Origin of the sequence: Streptomyces mobaraensis (genome assembly GCF_020099395.1) — a bacterium.
Taxonomy (GTDB): domain Bacteria; phylum Actinomycetota; class Actinomycetes; order Streptomycetales; family Streptomycetaceae; genus Streptomyces.
Genome location: NZ_CP083590.1, coordinates 7,214,722 through 7,233,253 on the forward strand (window position 1 = coordinate 7,214,722; position 18,532 = coordinate 7,233,253).

Sequence of the window (18,532 nt, forward strand, 5' to 3'; positions counted from 1 at the left end):
GGCCTTTGGTCCTACGGCTGTTGCTCGTCCGCCGCCGTGCGGTCGGCCAGCCGTTCGTAGCGCTGCCGGGCGGCCTGCGGAGTGCCGAGCCCGAGCCCGAAGGCGATCTCGGGCCAGGTCATGCCGCGCCCCCGGGCCATCGCGAGGAGCCCGGCCTCCAGCTCGTCCATCTCCCCTCGCATCAGCGGTACAAGGCTGAGGGCGGCGGTGATGTCGGCGCGGTCCACCTCCGGTTCGCCCTCCTCCAGCCGCGCGATCCCGCTGAGCAGGAAGGACACCAGCCGGACGGCCTCGTGCGGGCCGATGACCGAGGGGTGGGCCTGCCGGCGGCGGCGCGCGTCCGTGTCCGCGTGCCGCTCGGCGATCCGGAACAGCGAGGCGTGGACGCGCAGCGCCCGCGCCCGGTCGGGGTCCGGGGGAGAGAAGGGGTCGGGGGTCTCGGGCGCGTCGTGTGTCGAGGGCATGAGCGGCAGCATGACGTCGCGCATGACAGAGTGTCAAGGGAACGTTGTGAACAATCTGTTTGCTCGATGTCGTGTGCCGCGTCCCGCGACCGCCGCGGCCTCCGCCTCAGCCGTAGAGGTGCTCGGCGTACCGCGGCCCGTAGTAGGCCTCCAACTCCTCCATGGAGTCCTCGGGCCGTTCCAGGATCTTGGCGATGCGCGCCCGGGACGGCACCTCGTCCGGCCGCCAGGTCTCCGGCTTCCAGAGCTCGGAGCGGAGGAACGCCTTCGAGCAGTGGTAGAAGACCTCCTCGACCTCGACCAGCAGGGCGAGGAGCGGGCGGTGGCCCTTGACGGTCATGCGGTCGAGGAACGGCGCCTCGCGCACCAGCCGGGCCCGGCCGTTGACGCGCAGCGTGTCACCGCGGCCGGGCACCAGGAAGACCAGGCCGACGTGGGGGTTGGAGAGGATGTTGTGGAAGCCGTCCGCCCGCCGGTTGCCGGGGCGTTCGGCGAGGGCGAGGGTGGTGTCGTCCAGGACGAGCGCCAGGCCGCCGGCCGGGTCGCCCTTGGGGGAGACGTCGCAGGTGCCGTCCGCGTCCGAGGTCGCCACCAGGCAGAACGGCGAGCGCTCCAGCCATCGCCGGTCCAACTCGCCCAGCCGGGTCCGGGTCTTGTCGCGGACGCGCGGGACGGGTTCCCCGAGGAGCTCCGTCAGTTCGCCGGGCTCGGTGATCTCGACCAGGTCCGTCATGTCCATGGTGGTTCCCCCCGCCGTGCGGTGTGCTCCGTGACGCTGTCGATCCTAGGCGCGCCGGCCGGTCCGGTCACCGGCCGGCCGGCGCGCCCGAAGGCCCGCGTGGCTCAGTGGCCGCGGGCGATCCACTCCTCCAGGTGCGGCGCCTCCGCGCCGATCGTCGTCGCGTCGCCGTGGCCCGTCCGGACGACTGTCGCGGCGTCGAGGGTCAGCAGCCGGTCGCGGATCGACGCGACGATGGTCGGGAAGTCGGAGAACGACCGCCCGGTGGCGCCGGGGCCGCCCTGGAACAGGGTGTCCCCGGTGAACACCGTGCCCAGCTCCGGGGCGTGGAGGCAGACCGCGCCCGGCGCGTGCCCCGGCGTGTGCAGCACGGTCAGCTCCGTGCCGGCCACCCGCAGCACCTGCCCGTCCGCCAGTTCGCCGTCCGGCGCGCGGTCCGGGTGGGTGCGGTCCCACAGGGGCCGGTCGGCGGGGTGCAGCAGGACCGGCGCGCCGGTGCGCTCGGCCAGCGCCGGGGCCGCGTTGACATGGTCGTCGTGGGCGTGGGTGCAGACGACGGCCAGCAGCCGGCGGTCGCCGAGCGCCCGGGCGATGGCGTCGGCGTCGTGCGCCGCGTCGATGACGATCGCCTCGTGGTCGTCGCCCACGATCCAGACGTTGTTGTCGACCTCCCACGCGCCCCCGTCGAGGGAGAACGTGCCGGAGGTGACGAGGTGGTCGATCCGGGCCGGCATCAGAACACCACCACCGAGCGCAGCACGTCGCCCTGGTGCATCCGGTCGAAGGCCGCCTCGACGTCGTCCAGGCCGATGGTCTCGGTGACGAACGCCGCCAGGTCGAGCCGGCCCTGGAGGTGCAGGTCGACGAGCATCGGGAAGTCGCGGGACGGCAGGCAGTCGCCGTACCAGGACGACTTCAGGGCGCCGCCGCGGCCGAAGACGTCGAGCAGCGGCAGGTCGATCCGCATGTCCGGGGTCGGGACGCCCACCAGGACGACGGTGCCGGCCAGGTCGCGGGCGTAGAACGCCTGCTCGTACGTCTCCGGGCGGCCGACCGCCTCGATGACGACGTCGGCGCCGAAGCCGCCGGTCAGCTCGCGGATCGCCTCGACCGGGTCGGTGGAGCGCGAGTTCACCGTGTGGGTGGCGCCCATCCGGCGGGCCGTCTCCAGCTTGCGGTCGTCGATGTCGACGGCGATGATCCGGGCCGCGCCCGCGAGCCGCGAGCCGGCGATGGCCGCGTCGCCGACGCCGCCGCAGCCGATGACGGCCACCGAGTCGCCGCGGCCCACCCCGCCGGTGTTGATGGCGGCACCGATGCCCGCCATCACGCCGCAGCCGAGCAGCCCGGCGACGGCGGGGGAGACCTCGGGGTCGACCTTGGTGCACTGGCCGGCGGCGACCAGCGTCTTCTCGGCGAACGCGCCGATGCCCAGGGCGGGCGACAGCTCGGTGCCGTCGGTCAGGGTCATCTTCTGCCGGGCGTTGTGCGTGGCGAAGCAGTACTGCGGGCGGCCGCGCAGACAGGCCCGGCACTGGCCGCAGACGGCACGCCAGTTGAGGACGACGAAGTCGCCGGGCGCCACCTCGGTCACGCCCTCGCCGACCGCCTCGACCACGCCGGCCGCCTCGTGGCCCAGCAGGAACGGGAAGTCGTCGTTGATTCCGCCCTGCTTGTAGTGCAGGTCGGTGTGGCAGACACCGCACGCCTGCACCTTCACGACGGCCTCGCCGGGCCCCGGGTCCGGCACCACGATGGTCTCGCCCCGCACCGGCTGGTTCTTCCCCGGCGCCACCACGCCCCGGACTTCCTGTGCCACGGCACTGTCCCTTCCTTGATCATTACGTCTCGGACCACTCTCGCGCACCACGGCGCCCGGCGTCCAACGACGCGGCTCACGCCTCCCGGGGCGCGCTCGGGGCATCGGCCGCCGGCGCCGCGCCGGGCACGCGGGGCGCCCCCGGCGCGTCGGGCTCGCGCAGCGGGCGCAGCAGCAGCCAGCCGACGGCGGGCAGGGCGATCAGCGGCGCGAGCGCGACGCGCAGCGACGTGACGTCGGCGAGGGCGCCGATCAGCGGGCTCGCGACGCCGCCGACGCTGACCGCCAGGCCGAGGGTGACGCCGCTCGCGGTGCCCACGCGGTGCGGCAGGTAGTCCTGGCCGAGCGTGACGTGCAGGGAGAACGGGACGTACAGCGCGGCCGAGGTCAGGGCCACGAACAGGTAGAGCGCCGGGCCGGGGACGAGGACGACGCCCGCGACCGCCGGCACCGCCAGGGCGTACGACCAGCGGACGATCGTCGTCCGCCCGTACCGCCCGGCCAGCTTCCCGCCCGCCACCGTGCCCGCCGCGCCACCGGCGTACAGCACGAACAGGGCCGCCGTACCGGCCAGTTGCCCCCAGCCGGTGCGCTGGCGGATGTGCAGCGAGACGAACGCGCTCAGGCCGACGAAGACCACCGAACGGCACATGATGGCCCCGGTGAGCCGGCGGAACGACGCCCAGTCGTCCCGTCCGGCCGGGCGGGACGCGGCCTTCGGGCCCGCCGCGTCCCCCGGCGCGCGGACCATGCGCAGCGCCGCCGCGCACAGGGCCGCGCCCACGACGGCCGGGACCACCAGCAGCGGCGTCGCCCGCAGGCCGCCGGTGGCGACGACGGCGGAGACCAGCAGCGGCGCCGCGGCGAAGCCGAGATTGCCGCCGAGGGAGAACCAGCCCATCGCCACATGGCTGCCCCGGCTCGCCCGGCGCGCCACCCGGGCGGATTCGGGATGGTACGCGGCCACGCCTATCCCGGACACGGCGACGGCGGCCAGGGTCAGCGCGTACGAGCCGCCGAGCCCGCTGAGGGCGACGCCCACCCCGGCCACCAGCGTGCTCACCGTCAGCAGCCACGGCAGGGCCCACCGGTCGGTGAGCGCCCCGAACAGCGGCTGCACCACCGACGACAGCAGCGAGGAGGCCAGGACGACGCCCGAGGCGGCGGCGTAGGTGTAGGCCCGTTCCGAGACGAAGAACGGGACCAGGGCGGCGACGGCCCCCTGGTAGACGTCCACGCAGGCGTGGCCCGAGGACAGCAGCGCGATCGGGCGGTCGCGGAAGGTGAAGGATCGGTTCTTCGGCACCCCCCGATCGTGACGGCTCCCTCGCGCGTCCCGCTTCCGATAATGTGCCAACTCCTGTCGGAAACCCGCCACCTCCCGCTCAGGGCCGGCTGACCGTCCGGAACCGAACCCGTGCGCGGCCCGTCGACCCGTGGGTAGGCTCGGCGTCCGGGCGGACCGCGGACCGGACCGCCGGGCGGGAGGGAGCGGACCATGGCCGGAAGACGGCCCACCATCGCGGTCGTCGGCGGGGGCATCGGCGGACTGGCCACCGCCGTCGCGCTGCGGCGGAGCGGACTCGACGCCGTCGTCCACGAACAGGCGCCGGAGCCGACGGTCACCGGCGCGGGCGTCGCCATCGGCGCCAACGGCCACCGCGTGCTGCGCTCCCTGGGCGTCGACCGGCGGCTCGCGGCGACGTCCGTCGCCCCGCTGCGCGTCGACTTCCGGCACTGGCGCACGGGCCGGACGGTAGCCGGGCTCGGGGTCGGCGACGGTTACGAGCGGCGGTTCGGCGCCCCCTTCTGGCACCTCGAACGCTCCGCCCTGCAGGACGCGCTGCTCGCCGCCGCCGACGGGATACCGGTGCGCTTCGGCGCCCGCTGCACCGGCGTGGAGCGGACCCCCGACGGCGCCGTCGTCCGCTTCGCCGACGGCTCGGCGGCCGAGGCGGACGCGGTGGTCGGCGCGGACGGCATCCACTCCGCCGTCCGCGGCGCCGTCTTCGGCCCCGACGAGGCGGTCTTCTCCGGCACCAGCGGCTACCGCGCCCTCGTCCCCCTCGACCGGCTGCCCGACCTGCCCGAACTCGCCGAGCCCGTCCTGTGGCTGTGGGTCGGCCCCGGCCGGCACGTGGTGGTCTACCCGGTCGCGGGCGGCCGTCTGCTCAATCTCCTGGCCGTCGTCCCGGACCCCGCGTGGACCGTCGAGTCCTGGGTCACGGAAGGCCGGACGGCCGACCTGCTGGCCGCGTTCGACGGCTGGCACCCGGCCCTCACCGGCCTGCTGGCCGCCGTCGACCGCCCGGGCCGCTGGGCGCTGTACGACCGCGAGCCCCGGCGCGTCTGGACGCGCGGCCGGGTGACCCTGCTCGGCGACGCCGCGCACCCCATGCTGCCGCACCACGGGCAGGGGGCGAACCAGGCGCTGGAGGACGCGGCCGTCCTCGCCGCCCTGCTCGCCGACGCGGCGCCGGCCGACGTCCCCGCCGCCCTGCGCCGCTACGAGCTGACGCGCCGCCCCAGAACCCGCGCCATCCAGGCCGGCTCCCGGCAGAACGCCACCTGCCTCCACCTCCCCGACGGCCCCCAGGCCGCGGCCCGCGACGCGGGCCTCGGCACGCTTCCGGACCGGCTGGCCTGGATCCACGGGCACGATCCGGTGGGGGCGCTCGGGACGCCGGCGCGGGGGTGAGCGGGCGGCCGCCCGTCCGCTGTCAGCCGGCCGTGACCTCGAGGAAGTAGTCGTAGACGGCCGGGTCGAAGGCGAGACCGGCCGTCCGCTCCAGCACCGCCATGTGCCCGGCGTCCATGGGGTAGACGTCCACGAACCGCTCGACCGGGATCCCGAACAGCCCGGCCAGGAAAGCCGGGTCCGCGTCCGTCAGCTCCGTCTCGCCCGCGGGGAAGTCGGAGTCCTTCGGGTAGGCGGTGACGGTGTAATGCGTGGAACCGATGGTGCTCGACCTTTCCGATCGTCCGGTGCGCCGCGCCCGGGAGCGCGGCGCACCGCCTGATGTCTCACCAAGGAGATGACGGCTAAGCCTCGACCCAGCCGTGGTTGACGGCCAGGCGGACGAGGCGCTGGCGGACCAGGAGGATCTGCTCCGCCGTCATGGTGGGCGCCGCGCCGAGGAGGAGTTCGGTGACCTCGTCCGTGAACTCCTTGGCGGACAGCACGTCGCAGTCGCCGTCGTCGCCCGACGGGCCGGGCACGTAACCCTCCGCCGGGACCTCCGCCGGCCGGGCGGACGCCCGGTCCAGCAGGCGGACGTGGGACGCCTTGAGGCCCCGCTCGCCCTCCTCCACGGAGAACTCGACGAAAGCGCCGGGGACGATCAGGCGCTTGTCCGCCTGGACGTCGTTGACGTGGACGAACACATCCTCGCCGCCGGTGTCCGGGGCGACGAACCCATACCCCCGGAATTCGTCGAAGCGAATTATCTTACCCGTGACCACAGACATTCCCACCTACCACCGCGTGCCAGCAACGGCCCTGTCGCGGGCCCGTCGGGACCTTATCCAGCCGCCGCCGCCCGGCACAATCCCCGGGTCAACACCCCGCCGCCCGGACGTCCACCAGCAGCTTTCCGGACGTCTCCCGGGCGGCGACGGCCTCGTGCGCGCCGGCGACGCCGTCCAGTGGGACGATCCGGTCGATGTGCGGGACGAGCCGGCCCTCGCCCGCGAGCGCGAGGACCCGGCCGGCCACCTCCGCGAACAGGCCGTCCGCTTCCAGGACTTGCCGCATCCACAGCGTCACCACACCGAGCGAGCGCCGGGTGAGCGCGTCGACGGCGACGACGGCCGGTTCCTCGCGGTGGCCGATGGAGACGAGCCGGCCGAAGGGGGCCAGGGCGGCGAGCGCGGCCTCGACGCGCGGGCCGCCCAGCGAGTCCAGGTAGAGGTCGACGCCGTCCGGGAGCAGCGCCGGCAGCTCCTCGGGATCCCCGGCCGCGTGGTCCGCGCCGAGCCGGCGGACGAACTCCCGCTTGGCCGGCGACGAGGCCGTTCCCGCGACCACGGACGCCCCGAGGGCGCGGGCCAGTTGCACCGCCAGGTGGCCGACCCCGCCGGCGGCGGAGGCGACCGCCACCCGTTCCCCCGCCCGCAGCCGGCCGGCCGTGACCAGGGCGGCGTACGCCGTGCAGCCCTGCTCGACCAGGGCGGCGCCCGCGCGGTCGTCGATGCCGTCGGGGAGTTCCACGGTGTACGCGTCCCGGGCGACGGCCACCTCCGCGTAGCCGCCCCCGTCGCGCAGCAGCGCGGCCACCCGCCGGCCGTCCCGCCGCCGGACCCCGACGACCTCCGCGCCGAGGACCGCCGGCAGCCGCGGCGGCTGGTAGACGCCCGCCCGTACCTCCAGGTCCCCGTAGTTGACGCCCGCCAGCACCACGTCGACGACGGACTCGCCCGGACCGGCGACCGGCTCCGGGAGCTCCGCCGTCTCCAGCACCTCGGGGCCGCCGAACCGGCGTATCACCACAGCCCGCATGCCGCTCAGCCCTCCAGGTAGTCCTCGGGCGCGGAGCCCTCCCGGACCGTGTCGAGGGTGAAGCAGTGCAGGCCGCCGCCGAAGAGGCGGCGGTGGCGGTGGCGCACCGGCACCACGGTGAAGCGGTGCTTCTCCAGCGTGCGGATCAGCTCCGGGCAGGCGGAGTTGACGAGGACGGTGTCGGGGGCGACGGACAGCACGTTGAGGTCGATGTAGCGGCTGGTCAGGAGGAGATCGTCATCGTCGTAGACGGGGAACTGGTTGTCCTCCGGCTCCGGCGGGAAGATCATGTCCCAGGAGCGGAGCCGCTTGGGCAGCCGCTCGGCGATCTGCGGGGTGCGCACCAGCAGCAGCCCGGGGCGGAGCGCCAGCACGGTGCTGTCGATGTGGCTGTCGGACAGCGAGTCCAGCCGGTGCACCCGGAAACGCCCCTCCAGGTGGCGCTCCAGCCAGTCGCAGCCGAGGGCGTGGTTGGCGGTGGAGACGTTGACGAAGACGTCCCGGCCCAGCCGCAGGCACTGCGCGCCGTCGATCATCATCTCGTGCCCGACGTCGTACGGCGACGGCCGGGGATCGGTGATCGGCTCCATCAGCTCGCCGGGGGCGGTGTGTGCCGTGACGTAGGACAGGTCGAAGGAGGCGTCGGTCATCAGCGGCCGGGGCATGACCGTCCAGCGTGCGCCGCGCCGGAAGTAGTCGGCGAACACCGGCTTGAGGAGCTGCGTCTCGAAGTAGCGGGCGCGCACCTGCGGGGCCGTCTCGATGACCTCGTCGCCGAGGACGATGCTGTTGTCGCGGACGTTGAGGGCCGGGATGACGGCGGCCCGGAAGGTGGGCGTGCGGACCTCGATGTGCTCGGCGAGCGGCGCGGGCCGGTGCACGGTGACGCCGAGGGAGGTGAGGGTGTCGACCATCCCCTCGACGTCCTCCTGGAGCTCCTCGACGTAGCGCTGCTTGATGGGGCTCTGCCGGGCCCCGGTGTCGGTGCCGTCCTCGCCGGACGCGTCCTCGCCCGGCGCCCGGTGGCGCGGGTAGTACATGCGGCTGTACGGCATCTCGTCGTGGAAGAACAGGTCGAAGGACAGCTCCCGCTCGTGGGAGGAGTAGTTCTCGGCCGAGCCGACGACCACTTCACGCAAGGGGGACCAGCTGTCGTAGCTGTTCAGGGACATGCGGCGGCCTTTCGTCAGGAGGCGGGGGCGGAGGCGGGCTCGGCGGCGAGCGCGGGGAGGGAGCGCCGCACGGCGTGGGCGGCGGGCCGGTCGGGGGCGATCACACAGGGGACCACCGTGCCGTCCACCGGGACGCGGTCGCCGACGAGGACGACGCCCGTGCGCGTCGCGGGATCGAAGGCGAGCCCGGCCCGCTCCAGCGCGTCGAGGGCCGCGCCGAAGGAGGGGACCCGCCAGGCGCCCTTCTCCAGGAACACCCGCCGGGACCGCAGGGGTTCGCCCACCAGCCGTGCCGCGAGCACGGAGTGCAGGTGCGACGAGCCGGTGAGCCGGCCGTTGGCCTCGGTGAACAGCAGCTCCCCCGCGGGGGTGACGATCGCGTCGGCGCTGAGCGTCCCCCGGTAGCCGAGGGCGTGGTACGCCTCGCACAGCCGCCGCCCGTCCCCGACCAGCCGGTCCAGCAGGTCCGGCGGCAGGGCGGCGGGCACGGTCTCGCCGTCCAGCATCGGGTCCATCAGCATCTCGCCGTGGCCCGACAGCACGACCCCGGCGTCACCGATCTCGAACTCGGCGTACACGGGAACGGACTCGGGGTGGTACCGCTCGACGACCACGGGGTGCCGCCCGCCGGACGACAGCCCGGACCAGTGCCGGGCCGTGTGCTCCCGGGCGGCGTCCGGCCCGGGGAGGACGACGGCGCGGTGCGCCCCCAGGGGACGGACGGCCGGATCGGTGGTGAGGACCTCGTTGCCGAGGCCGCCCGAGTGGAACGCCACCTTGAGGACGGCGGAGTGCCCGGCGGCGAGCAGCTCCGCGGCCGCGGCACCCGCCGCGTCCGGGGTGCCGGCCACCGCACCGGCGGCGACGGGCGTCCCGGTGCCCGCCGCCACCGCGCGGAAGGCGGCCTTGCTGTTGACCAGGGCGCTGCCGCCCTGGGCATGGAACGCCCAGCCGGGCAGCGCCCGTTCGGCGCCCAGCCGCCGGACGAGGTCCGTGACGCCGGTGTCGGCGTATACCGGCAGCACCCGGTCGACGGTCCGGCCGGCCAGGGCGGCGCGGACGGCCGCGACCGTCGCGTCCGGCAGGGTGCCGGTGGGCGGGAGGGCGGCGGTGACGACGGTGAGCGTGGCGCGGCGGGTGCCGGTGAGGCCGGTGACGTGGTCGGCGAAGGCGTCGTCGGGCGCCTCCGGGAGCAGCAGGACGTCGCCGTCCCGGGCCCACCACAGCAGCCGCTGGGCGCCCCGGGCCGCCCGCCGCCGCTCGTCCGGGGTGCTGCCGTCCGGGCCGCCGGCCATCTCGGCGGCCCGGTTGTTGCCGATCAGGAGCGCCGTCATCCGTTCCCCCGCCCCGCGGCGTCCGGACCGCCGGGCTCGGGGTCGCGGCAGGGCACCAGGAAGCTGCGCTCGAAGACGAGCACGACCTCGCCGGTGGACTTGGTGCCGGTGGTCCGGCAGGAGACGATGCCCTCGCCGGGGCGGCTGCGGGAGAGCCGTTTGCCGAGGATCTCGGTGCTGGCGTAGAGGGTGTCGCCGGTGAACACCGGGTTGGGCAGCCGGATGCGGTCCCAGCCCAGGTTGGCCAGGGCCTTGCCGCTGGTGCTGCGGGCCGTCATGCCGCCGACGATGCTCAGGGTGACCAGGCTGGAGACCAGCGGCCGGCCCCAGGGGGTGTCCGCGCAGAACGCGGCGTCGATGTGCAGGGGGGCGTCGTTCATCGACAGCGTGCTCATGAGGACGTTGTCCATCTCGGTGATGGTCCGGCCGGGCCGGTGCTCGATCACGTCGCCGACGGTGAACTCCTCGTACAGGAAGCCCACCACTTCCCGGTAGTGCTGCGGTCCCAGCCGCTCGTAGCCGCTGGGCGGGGCGTCGTCCGCCATGGATCCGTACCGTCCGTTCTCAGTGCGTGGGGGAGGTGGGGGAGAGGTCCTTGATGTGGCCGATGAATTCGTCGAGCTTCTCCCGGGACAGATCGGCGCGGATCATGATGCGCAGGCCCGCCTCGCCCTTGGGGACGATGGGGAAGAAGACCGCCGAGCAGTAGAAGCCGCGCTGGAACATGTCGGCGGAGAGCTTGACGGCCGCCTCCGGGTCGCCGACGGTGATGCGGCGCACGGGAAGGCCGTTTCCGGCGAAGGCGGTGGGGAAGGCGGCGTCGAAGTAGGCGATGTTCTCCTGGAGTCTGCGCTGGAGTTCCGCGAGTTCGGGGGAGCGGTGGATGGCGGCCGAGGCGAGGGAGGCCCCGACGACCGGGAAGGAGATGTTCTGCGACCAGCCGACCGGGCCGGCATGCCGGTGCAGGAACTCGAACTTCTCCCGGCTGCCCAGCATCGCGATGCCGCCGGCGGTGCCGAACGCCTTGCCCAGACTGGCGGTGATGACGGTCAGCTCGTTCATCTCCAGCTGCGAGCGGGCGAAACCCTCGCCGTGCTCGCCGAGGATGGAGAGCGAGTGCGAGTCGTCCAGATAGAGGAAGAGGCCGTACCGCTCCTGGAGCCGCCGCAGCCCGTCCAGGGCCGCCGCGCCGCCCATGGAGTAGGCGCCGTCGGCGACGTAGGCGACCCGCGGATACGTCCGGCAGATCTCCTCCAGCCGGTCGAGGTCGTTGTGGTCACAGGTGAGGACGAGGCTCTCGTCACCGCAGACGGGCTTCATGTACGACATGCAGAAGTGGCAGAACCGGTCGAAGACCATCACGCGCGGCTGTCCGTCGGACAGATGGCCCGAGGCGATCAGCGGCAGGATGCCGGCGGTGAGCGCGCTGCACGAGGCGCCGGGCAGGGCGTGGCAGCCGAAGAGGTCGCCGAGCTCCTCCTCCAGCCGGGCCAGCAGCCGGTGCCGGACCCGGGTGGTCGGCATCACCAGGGAGGTGGCGCCGGTCTCCCGGAGCGCCTCGATCGCGCCCTCCACCACGGCGGGGTGATGGTTGAGGCCCAGGTACGAGCAGGAGCACATGTTGACGAACTCGTGCCCGTCCGGGGTGACGAGCCGGTTGTTCGCGTCGGGGGAGTCGGCCACGACGCCGATCAGCCCGGCCTGCGCGGCACCCAGCCACGCCGGGTCGGCCGTACGGATCATAGTGGCGCTGTTGCGGTAGCGGTGCGGTCCGGTGATGTCCGTGAGGTTCGGGGGGTTTGACGGGGTGTCGTTCACTGTTCCCTCTCCTGCGTGGCGGTGGTGGCGCGCGGGGCGTCGGGGTACGGGTGGGGCGCGGCCGGGGTCTGGTGCAGCGGGGCCGCGGGTCTTGGGGGTGGCGCGGAGGGTCCTGACGGCCCCGGGAGTCCGTCGCCGAACTCCTCGACCAGCCGCTGCGACGCCTCGAAGAACGGGATGCCGACCATCACGCCGTCGACCACGGTGATGTCCCGGCCGTTCTCCCGCCCGGCGGCGACGATCCGGCGGGCGCGGCCGAGCGTGTCGTCGTCCGGCGAGAACGCCTCGTTGATCAACGGCACTTGGCGGGGGTGCACGGCGATCTTGCCGCTGAAGCCCATGTCCTTGGCGAGGGCCGCCTCGCAGCGCAGCGCGCCGTCGTCGCGCACCTCGAAGAAGGGCGCGTCCATCACCTCGACCCCGGCCGCCCGCGCGCTGTTGACCAGCACGCCGCGCGCGTAGGCCAGGGCGTCCCAGGTGAGCCGGGCGCCGGTGGCGAACGCGTAGTCGGCCGAACCGAAGACCAGGGCCCGCAGCCTGCGGGAGGACGCGGCGATGGCGGGCGCGTGCTGGAGGCCGCGCGGCGTCTCGACGACGGCGATGAACTCGGTGTCCGGGCACTCCGGGCCCAGCACGTGCTCCACGATCTCGACGTCGCGGCGCGACTCCACCATGGGTATCAGGACGAGCGGCGGTTTGACCGCGTACTGGCGCAGGGCCAGCAGGTCGCGCAGGCCGTCCGGCCCGCTGATGGTGTTGATGCGCACCGCGCAGCGGGTGGCGGCGGCGGTGGGCAGGGTGAAGAAGCCTTCGGCCCGTCTGCGCGCCTCCTCCTTCCGCGCCGGCGGAACGGAGTCCTCCAGATCGACCATGGAGATGTCGGCCCCCGAGCGGTGGCCGGCGGTGTAGCGATGGACGGCGGTGGCGGGGGTGGACAGCAGGGACCGGCAGTACCGCGAGTACTTCATGGGATCTCCGACGAGGGCCGGCGGAAGAGAGCAGGGCGCGGTGGCGTCGTGATCCGCCCCCGCGGTTCCATGCCTACCGCACCCGGGCTGTTCGAGACCGCTTCGCGTGCCGCGAACAAGCAACTCCGAACAACGCCGAACAATCGGGATTGGTCATTCATGACCGAACTGTCATTGTCGAATTGACGGAAATCATAGTGTTGTTGGCCATTGCCTGGCCGTTACCGTAGGGACCACCGCTATGTTCGGCTCGCTCGCGCCGCCGCCCCACCCCTAGCCCGGCGCCGTGCGGCACGGCTGGAAAGGCAGGGCAGTGGCACGCCGTGAACGGCCCCTGGACCCGGGCGACAGCCCCCTGCTGCGCTTCGCCGCGGACCTGCGCGCCCTGCGCGAACGGGCGGGCAGCCCCACCTACCGTCAACTCGCCCTCCGCGCCCACTCCTCGGCGGCCAGCCTCTCGGTCGCCGCGGGCGGCCGCAGGTTCCCGACCCTCGCCGTCACCAGCGCCTACGTCCGCGCCTGCGGCGGCGACGTGGGGGAGTGGGCGGACCGCTGGCACGCCGTGGCCTCCGCCCTCGCCCGCCGCCGGCCGCCGCCCTACGCCGGCCCCGCCGCGTACACGGCGGCCGACGGCGACCGCTTCTTCGGGCGGGAACGCCTGGTGGAGGAGGCGGTCGAGCGGTTACGCCGGGACCGGCTCGTCGTCGTCACCGGCGCCTCCGGGGCCGGGACCACCTCGCTCCTCCAGGCCGGCGTCGTCCACCGGCTCCTCACCGCCGGGGACCCGCCCGCCGTCGGCACGTTCGTCCCGGGGCCCGACCCCGTCGCCGAACTCGCCCGCTGCCTCGCGCGGCTCCCGGACCCCGACTCCGTCCTCGTCGTCGACCAGGTGGAACGGCTCCAGGCACAGGGTCCGGCCCCGGCCGGACGCGGCCGTTCCGCCGGCCCGCCGGACCTGCCCGGCCTCCTGGACGTGCTGCGCGCCGCACCCTGCCGGCTGGTGCTGGGCCTGCGCACCGACCTCCACGACCGGTACGCCCGCCACCCCCTGCTCGTCCGCCCGCCGCTGACCGTGCCGCCGCCGGCCCCCGAGGACCTCACCCGCGTCGTCACCGAACCGGCCGCCGCGGCCGACTGCACGGTCGAGGACCGGCTGCTCGCCGTCCTCGTCGCGGGCGCCCACCGGCAGCCCGGCGGCCTCCCCCTGCTCTCCGCCGCCCTCCTCGCCACCTGGCGGCACCGCGACGGCAACCGGCTCACCCTCGCCGGCTTCCACGCCGCCGGCGGGTTCGAGGGCGCCGTCACCCGGGGCGCCGAGGCGGTCTGGGACGAACTCGCCGACGGCCCGCGGCAGCGCGCCCGCGACATCCTGCTCCGCCTGACCGAGACCGGCGACGACGGGGCGCCGCACGCCCTCGACCGCCGCGAACTCGGCGACGACCCCGGCACGGCCGCCGTCCTCGAACGCCTCGCCGCCGCCCGGGTGCTCATCCTCGACCACGACCGGGCCGTCCTCGCCCACGACGCCGTCGCCCACGGCTGGCCCCGGCTCGCCGCCTGGACGGCCGAGGACCCGGACGCGCTGCGCCGCCGCCGGCGGCTCACCCGGGCGGCCCGCGCCTGGGAGGAGTCCGGCCGCGACCCGGCGGCGCTCTGGCGCGGCCGCCGGCTCGCCGAGGCCGAGGCGGAGTCCGCGCCCCCCGCACCCGGCCGCCCGGACGCGGCGTACCCGCCCGGCGACCCGGAGCGGGAGTTCCTCACCGCCTGCGCGACGGCCGAACGCGCCCGCCGCGTCCAGGACGCGGTCCGCGACGCCCGGCTGCGCGCCCAGCGCCGCCTGATCGCCTTCCTGGCCGGCCTCCTGATCTCGGTCTCGGCCCTGGCGGCGGCGACGGTTCCGCTCGCGGTGCGCTGAGGGGAGGTCACGGCGGGGCGGGCGGCGGCGCCTACGGTCGCGGTTGCCGACTGCCCCGCCGCCTACGGCCGTCGTCCGCCGTCGTCCGTCCACGGACCGCGGGCCCGGACGCCGTCCGCCGAACGGGCCCGCGCGTCGGCGGTGGCGGGTGTCGGCCCGTCGGCCGACCGTCGACGGTGGCCGGTCCCGGTGGCCGGTCTCGGGGGCCGCCGGACGGTCCGTCCCGTCCGGCGCGGGCGCGCCCGGCTTGCCCGTCGGTCGGCGTGCCGTCGCCCGGCCTGCCTGGTGGTGGCCCTGTTCGTCGCCCGGCCGGCCCAGGGCCGGCCCCCGCTTCCGCCGGTGAGCCGTCACCGCGCGGCCGCGGCAGGCCCCGCGACCACCCGGGTGGCGTGCCTCACCTCGGGGTCTGCCGCGCGAGTGATCGGGAAAGCGTCTACGGTGCGTGATCTTCCCGAACCCCTGACGACCCTGGTCCGACGCGGCAGAGAGCCCGCGGTCGCGCAGACGGTGCGGTCCACGGCCGCCGCCGTCATCGCGTACGCGGTGGCGCTGACGCTCAGCAAGGAACCGGCGCCGCTCACCGCGCCGCTGACCGCCCTGCTCGTCGTCCAGGTGACCCTGTACTCCACCCTGACCACCGGCATCCGCCGGGTGAACTCCGTCGTCGCGGGCGTCCTGATCGCCATCGGCTTCAGCGTCCTGGTCGGCCTCACCTGGTGGAGCCTGGGACTGATCATCCTGGCGTCACTGGTCATCGGGCGCTTCGTCCACGTGGGGGAGTTCGTCCCCGAGGTGGCGATCAGTGCCATGCTCGTCCTCGGCGTCACCCGGGTGACGGAGACCGCCTGGGACCGGGTCCTGGAGACCCTGATCGGAGCCGTCGTCGGGCTCCTCTTCAACGTGCTGCTCGTACCGCCCGTCTGGGTGGAGCCGGCCGGCGACGCCATCCAGGACCTGGCGCGCCGGATAAGCGGACTCCTCCGCCACCTCGGCTCCGAGGTCGGCCGGCCCACCCCCGTCACGGAGGCCGCCGCCCGGCTGCACGAGGCGCGCCGGCTGGACCACGACGTCGCCGAGGTCGACGTCTCCCTCCGGCAGGCCGAGGACAGCCTCCGGCTCAACCCCCGGGTCAAGGAGGGCCTGCTCTCCCGGATCGTGCTGCGCACCGGGCTGGACGCGCTGGAGATCTCCGCCGTCGTGGTCCGGGTGATGTGCCGCTCCCTGACCGACCTGGCGCGCGAGCGCACCGACGAACCCCTCTTCCCCGAAGAGGTCGCCGCCGCGCTCACCGACGTCATGCACCACCTCGCCCGCGCCCTCGAGAGCTTCGCCGTGCTGATCACCAGCCAGGTGAGCGCCAACGCCGAGGAGGCCGAGTCCCGGCTGGTCGAGGACCTGGCCATCGGCCGGGAGAGCCGCGACCGGGCCGCCCACCTGCTGCTGGACAAGGTCCGCGAACACCCCGGACAGTGGCAGCTGCACGGCTCGCTGCTCGCCGAGATCGACCGCATCCTCGACGAACTCGACGTCGAGAAGCGCACCGAGCGGCTGACGGAGGAGCTGGACCGGCACTCCCGGGCGTCCCGGGAGCGCTGGCCGCTCCTCCACCGCCTCAGGCGGCGGGTGGTCCGCAGCCGGTTCGGCAGCCGGAGCACTCGCGCCTGACGGTCCCGGGGCGCCGCCCTTCCGGCGGCGCCCCCGACCCCCCCGTCAGCCCGCGGCCACCGGCTCCCGGTCCTGACGCCGGTCGTACTCCCGGTCGTGGTGGCGGGAGATGTTCCTCTCCAGCAGCGCCAGGCAGTCCGCCACCCCCACGGACGCCGGCGTGAACGCGGGCAGCCGCCCGTCGTCCCGCTTCAGCCCGCTCAGCGCCTCGTCCATCGCGGTCTGCGCCGCGAACAGGCACGGGGTGCTGTAGATGGCGACGTCCACGCCCAGCTCCGACAGCTCGGGCAGCGACAGCCGGGGCGACTTGCCGCCCGCGATCTGGTTGAACAGCAGCGGCTTGTCGCCGATGACGTCCCGCACCTGGCGGATCCGGTCGACACTGCGCACTCCGTCGACCAGGATCACATCGCAGTCCGTCGCCGCCAACGCCTTGGCCCGGCGCAGGATCTCGGGCTCGTCCGTGGCGTCGGTGCGGGCCACGACGACCATGTCGCGGCGCGCCTGGAGCACCATGTCGAGCTTCTCCAGGTACTCCTCCAGCGGCAGGATCAGCTTGCCGTCCACGTGCCCGCAGCGCCGCGGCCGCTTCTGGTCCTCCAGGATCACGCCGGACGCGCCGACCTGCTCCAGCGAGCGCACCACGTGGCAGGCCGTCTCGGGGTCGACGTAGCCGTCGTCGATGTCGACGAGCAGGTGCTGCGCGGGGAACGCCTGGCGCAGCCGCTGGACGAAGCCGACGAGGTCGGGCCAGGCGATGAAGCCGATGTCGGGCAGGCCGTAGTGGGACGCGGCGAAGCCGAAGCCGGAGACGAACATGCCGTCGTAGTGCCGGGCCGCCACGGAGGCGGAGAACATGTCGAAGACGCCGATGAGCGGGGTGGTGCCGGTGTCCGCGATCGCGGCGCGTAGCCGATTCGGGTGGTTCACGGTACCCTCCGGGGTGAGTTGGGCAATGCGCGGGCCGACCGCTGCCGCCAAGCTCGTGACCGGCCGCGCGTTGCTGACCAGGACCCGGGTGTCCGCCGTGGAGAACGGCGTACCCCGGGTTCTGTGCTGTGTCCGGTGCTTGTGCTGTGTGCGCTCGGGGCCGGTCCGCCCGGTGCGGAGTGGCGCCCCTCACTTCCGGTCCGGAGGTTAGTCAAGTCTTGGTCATGGGGCAATCAGAGAAAGGCAAAGTCCCGGGCGGTGCGGTGCTTTTGCGCCGAAAGGCGCGCGCACCGCTCGGGACGGCCGGTTCCCCCGTCGTGCCGGACGTCAGCCGCGGACCGGCACCTTGTGCGCCACCGCGGTGACGTGCAGCTCGCCGTTGTCCACCAGGTCGTCGAGCGGGATCGCCTGGTGCGTCCGCGCGGCGGGCGGCGTCACCAGCAGGTACGTGCCCTTGCGGGCCGCCGTGCCGGAGTGTGTCCAGGCCACGTTGGCCTGGGCGGCCTCACCGGACTTCAGGTATATGAGCTTGTTGCCCGGGTCGTCCGCGTACCAGGTGCTGCCCCACACCGTGCGCGACGGCAGATCCTTGCGCTGGGAGTCCGCCAGGCCCAGGCCCGGGTACCCGCGCAGCGCGCACGTCCGCTGGGTGGTGTTCTTCAACTCCAGTGTGCCGCCCGCGTGGTTCATCCCGCCGCCCAGCCGCTCGGCGAACGAGATCCGCAGGTCGGAGGTGCCGCACGTCGGGGTGGCCGACGCGTTCTCCGGCCCGTCCTGGGCGGCGCCCGCCGTCCCGGACGCGGCGGCGAGCGCGATCCCCGCGGCGGCGGCGACGCTCACGAGGCGTGTGGCGGTGAGGCGTGTCACGAGCAGTCCCTTTCCTTGAGTCTTCCCCTGAGTTTCACGTGCTGTCATGCTCGCTGCGCCTACCCGTCGCATGCGCCCTCGAACGCGCCGGAGCGTAGGGAACGCGCCACCCCGGCGGCCGGAATTCCCTTTTCTCTCCGTGGGTTTCCTCATCGTTCCCCCCTGCTTCCCCTCCCGGAAAGACCCGGTCATGCCCGGTCGGGCGCCAGGTGGACAGGGCGTTCCGATTCTCTTGGCCCTCTCGGGGGCGGTCAATCGGCGAAATGGAGGGCGCAAGGAGGGAGTTCGGCCGGGCCGGACATCGGCCCGAAACCGCCGTCGGGCCTCTTGCCTGCCCCAGCGG

General features: G+C 74.3%; 18 protein-coding genes. 3 read left to right on the top strand and 15 right to left on the bottom strand.

Annotated elements, in window-relative coordinates; translation table 11 throughout:
• Positions 1–11: 11 nt before the first annotated feature.
• From K7I03_RS31735 to K7I03_RS31755, 5 genes are all read right to left on the bottom strand, one after another.
• Complete coding sequence (locus K7I03_RS31735; protein WP_185944760.1) at positions 12–464, bottom strand: DNA-binding protein; 453 nt, start codon at positions 462–464, stop codon at positions 12–14.
• Positions 465–570: 106 nt separating this feature from the next.
• Entirely contained in the window at positions 571–1,203 is a 633-nt protein-coding gene (locus tag K7I03_RS31740; RefSeq protein ID WP_185944759.1) for a pyridoxamine 5'-phosphate oxidase family protein, read from the bottom strand.
• Positions 1,204–1,307: 104 nt separating this feature from the next.
• Positions 1,308–1,937 (bottom strand): MBL fold metallo-hydrolase, encoded by a 630-nt coding sequence (locus K7I03_RS31745; RefSeq protein ID WP_185944758.1) that lies wholly within the window; start codon positions 1,935–1,937, stop codon positions 1,308–1,310.
• Positions 1,937–3,022, bottom strand: coding sequence for an S-(hydroxymethyl)mycothiol dehydrogenase (locus K7I03_RS31750; protein ID WP_185944757.1), 1,086 nt, complete (start codon positions 3,020–3,022; stop codon positions 1,937–1,939). Before K7I03_RS31750 ends, K7I03_RS31745 begins: the two co-directional genes overlap by 1 nt.
• Positions 3,023–3,098: 76 nt before the next feature.
• Positions 3,099–4,328: an MFS transporter gene (locus K7I03_RS31755; RefSeq protein ID WP_185944756.1), complete on the bottom strand. Its 1,230-nt coding sequence runs from the start codon at positions 4,326–4,328 to the stop codon at positions 3,099–3,101.
• 192 nt (positions 4,329–4,520) lie between these two features.
• On the opposite strand from K7I03_RS31755, the gene K7I03_RS31760 reads away from it, so the two are divergent.
• Positions 4,521–5,720 (top strand): FAD-dependent monooxygenase, encoded by a 1,200-nt coding sequence (locus K7I03_RS31760; RefSeq protein WP_185944755.1) that lies wholly within the window; start codon positions 4,521–4,523, stop codon positions 5,718–5,720.
• A 22-nt stretch (positions 5,721–5,742) separates the two neighbouring features.
• Here the strand turns inward: K7I03_RS31760 and K7I03_RS34555 are convergent, their stop codons facing one another.
• From K7I03_RS34555 to K7I03_RS31795, 8 genes are all read right to left on the bottom strand, one after another.
• Positions 5,743–5,982, bottom strand: coding sequence for a DUF7683 domain-containing protein (locus tag K7I03_RS34555; protein WP_423229708.1), 240 nt, complete (start codon positions 5,980–5,982; stop codon positions 5,743–5,745).
• Between the two features lie 82 nt (positions 5,983–6,064).
• On the bottom strand, positions 6,065–6,490 hold the full coding sequence (locus K7I03_RS31765; RefSeq protein WP_221903387.1) for a cold shock domain-containing protein: 426 nt from the start codon (positions 6,488–6,490) through the stop codon (positions 6,065–6,067).
• A gap of 88 nt (positions 6,491–6,578) precedes the next feature.
• Positions 6,579–7,520, bottom strand: coding sequence for a quinone oxidoreductase family protein (locus tag K7I03_RS31770; RefSeq protein WP_185944753.1), 942 nt, complete (start codon positions 7,518–7,520; stop codon positions 6,579–6,581).
• A 5-nt stretch (positions 7,521–7,525) separates the two neighbouring features.
• Positions 7,526–8,692 carry a glycine amidinotransferase gene (locus tag K7I03_RS31775; RefSeq protein WP_185944752.1) on the bottom strand — a complete coding sequence of 389 codons (1,167 nt, stop codon included), beginning with the start codon at positions 8,690–8,692 and terminating at the stop codon, positions 7,526–7,528.
• Between the two features lie 14 nt (positions 8,693–8,706).
• The gene (locus K7I03_RS31780; RefSeq protein ID WP_185944751.1) at positions 8,707–10,026 is read right to left on the bottom strand and encodes a preATP grasp domain-containing protein; all 1,320 of its coding nucleotides are present in this window, start codon (positions 10,024–10,026) and stop codon (positions 8,707–8,709) included.
• A complete protein-coding gene (locus tag K7I03_RS31785; RefSeq protein WP_185944750.1) occupies positions 10,023–10,571 on the bottom strand; it encodes a MaoC family dehydratase in 549 nt (182 codons plus the stop codon). The genes K7I03_RS31780 and K7I03_RS31785 overlap by 4 nt, the downstream gene beginning before the upstream one ends.
• 19 nt (positions 10,572–10,590) lie before the next feature.
• Positions 10,591–11,844, bottom strand: coding sequence for an 8-amino-7-oxononanoate synthase family protein (locus K7I03_RS31790; protein ID WP_185944749.1), 1,254 nt, complete (start codon positions 11,842–11,844; stop codon positions 10,591–10,593).
• Positions 11,841–12,812 (bottom strand): HpcH/HpaI aldolase/citrate lyase family protein, encoded by a 972-nt coding sequence (locus tag K7I03_RS31795; RefSeq protein ID WP_185944748.1) that lies wholly within the window; start codon positions 12,810–12,812, stop codon positions 11,841–11,843. The genes K7I03_RS31790 and K7I03_RS31795 overlap by 4 nt, the downstream gene beginning before the upstream one ends.
• Before the next feature lie 313 nt (positions 12,813–13,125).
• Between K7I03_RS31795 and K7I03_RS33970 the strand changes: the two genes are divergently transcribed.
• Positions 13,126–14,727 carry an nSTAND1 domain-containing NTPase gene (locus tag K7I03_RS33970; protein WP_185944747.1) on the top strand — a complete coding sequence of 534 codons (1,602 nt, stop codon included), beginning with the start codon at positions 13,126–13,128 and terminating at the stop codon, positions 14,725–14,727.
• Positions 14,728–15,165: 438 nt separating this feature from the next.
• Positions 15,166–16,392: an aromatic acid exporter family protein gene (locus K7I03_RS31805; protein WP_185944746.1), complete on the top strand. Its 1,227-nt coding sequence runs from the start codon at positions 15,166–15,168 to the stop codon at positions 16,390–16,392.
• 45 nt (positions 16,393–16,437) lie between these two features.
• On the opposite strand, the gene K7I03_RS31810 is transcribed toward K7I03_RS31805, so the two are convergent.
• Positions 16,438–17,322 carry an isocitrate lyase/PEP mutase family protein gene (locus tag K7I03_RS31810; RefSeq protein ID WP_185944745.1) on the bottom strand — a complete coding sequence of 295 codons (885 nt, stop codon included), beginning with the start codon at positions 17,320–17,322 and terminating at the stop codon, positions 16,438–16,440.
• Positions 17,323–17,649: 327 nt separating this feature from the next.
• On the bottom strand, positions 17,650–18,189 hold the full coding sequence (locus K7I03_RS31815) for a DUF4232 domain-containing protein (protein WP_224347317.1): 540 nt from the start codon (positions 18,187–18,189) through the stop codon (positions 17,650–17,652).
• Positions 18,190–18,532: the final 343 nt, after the last annotated feature.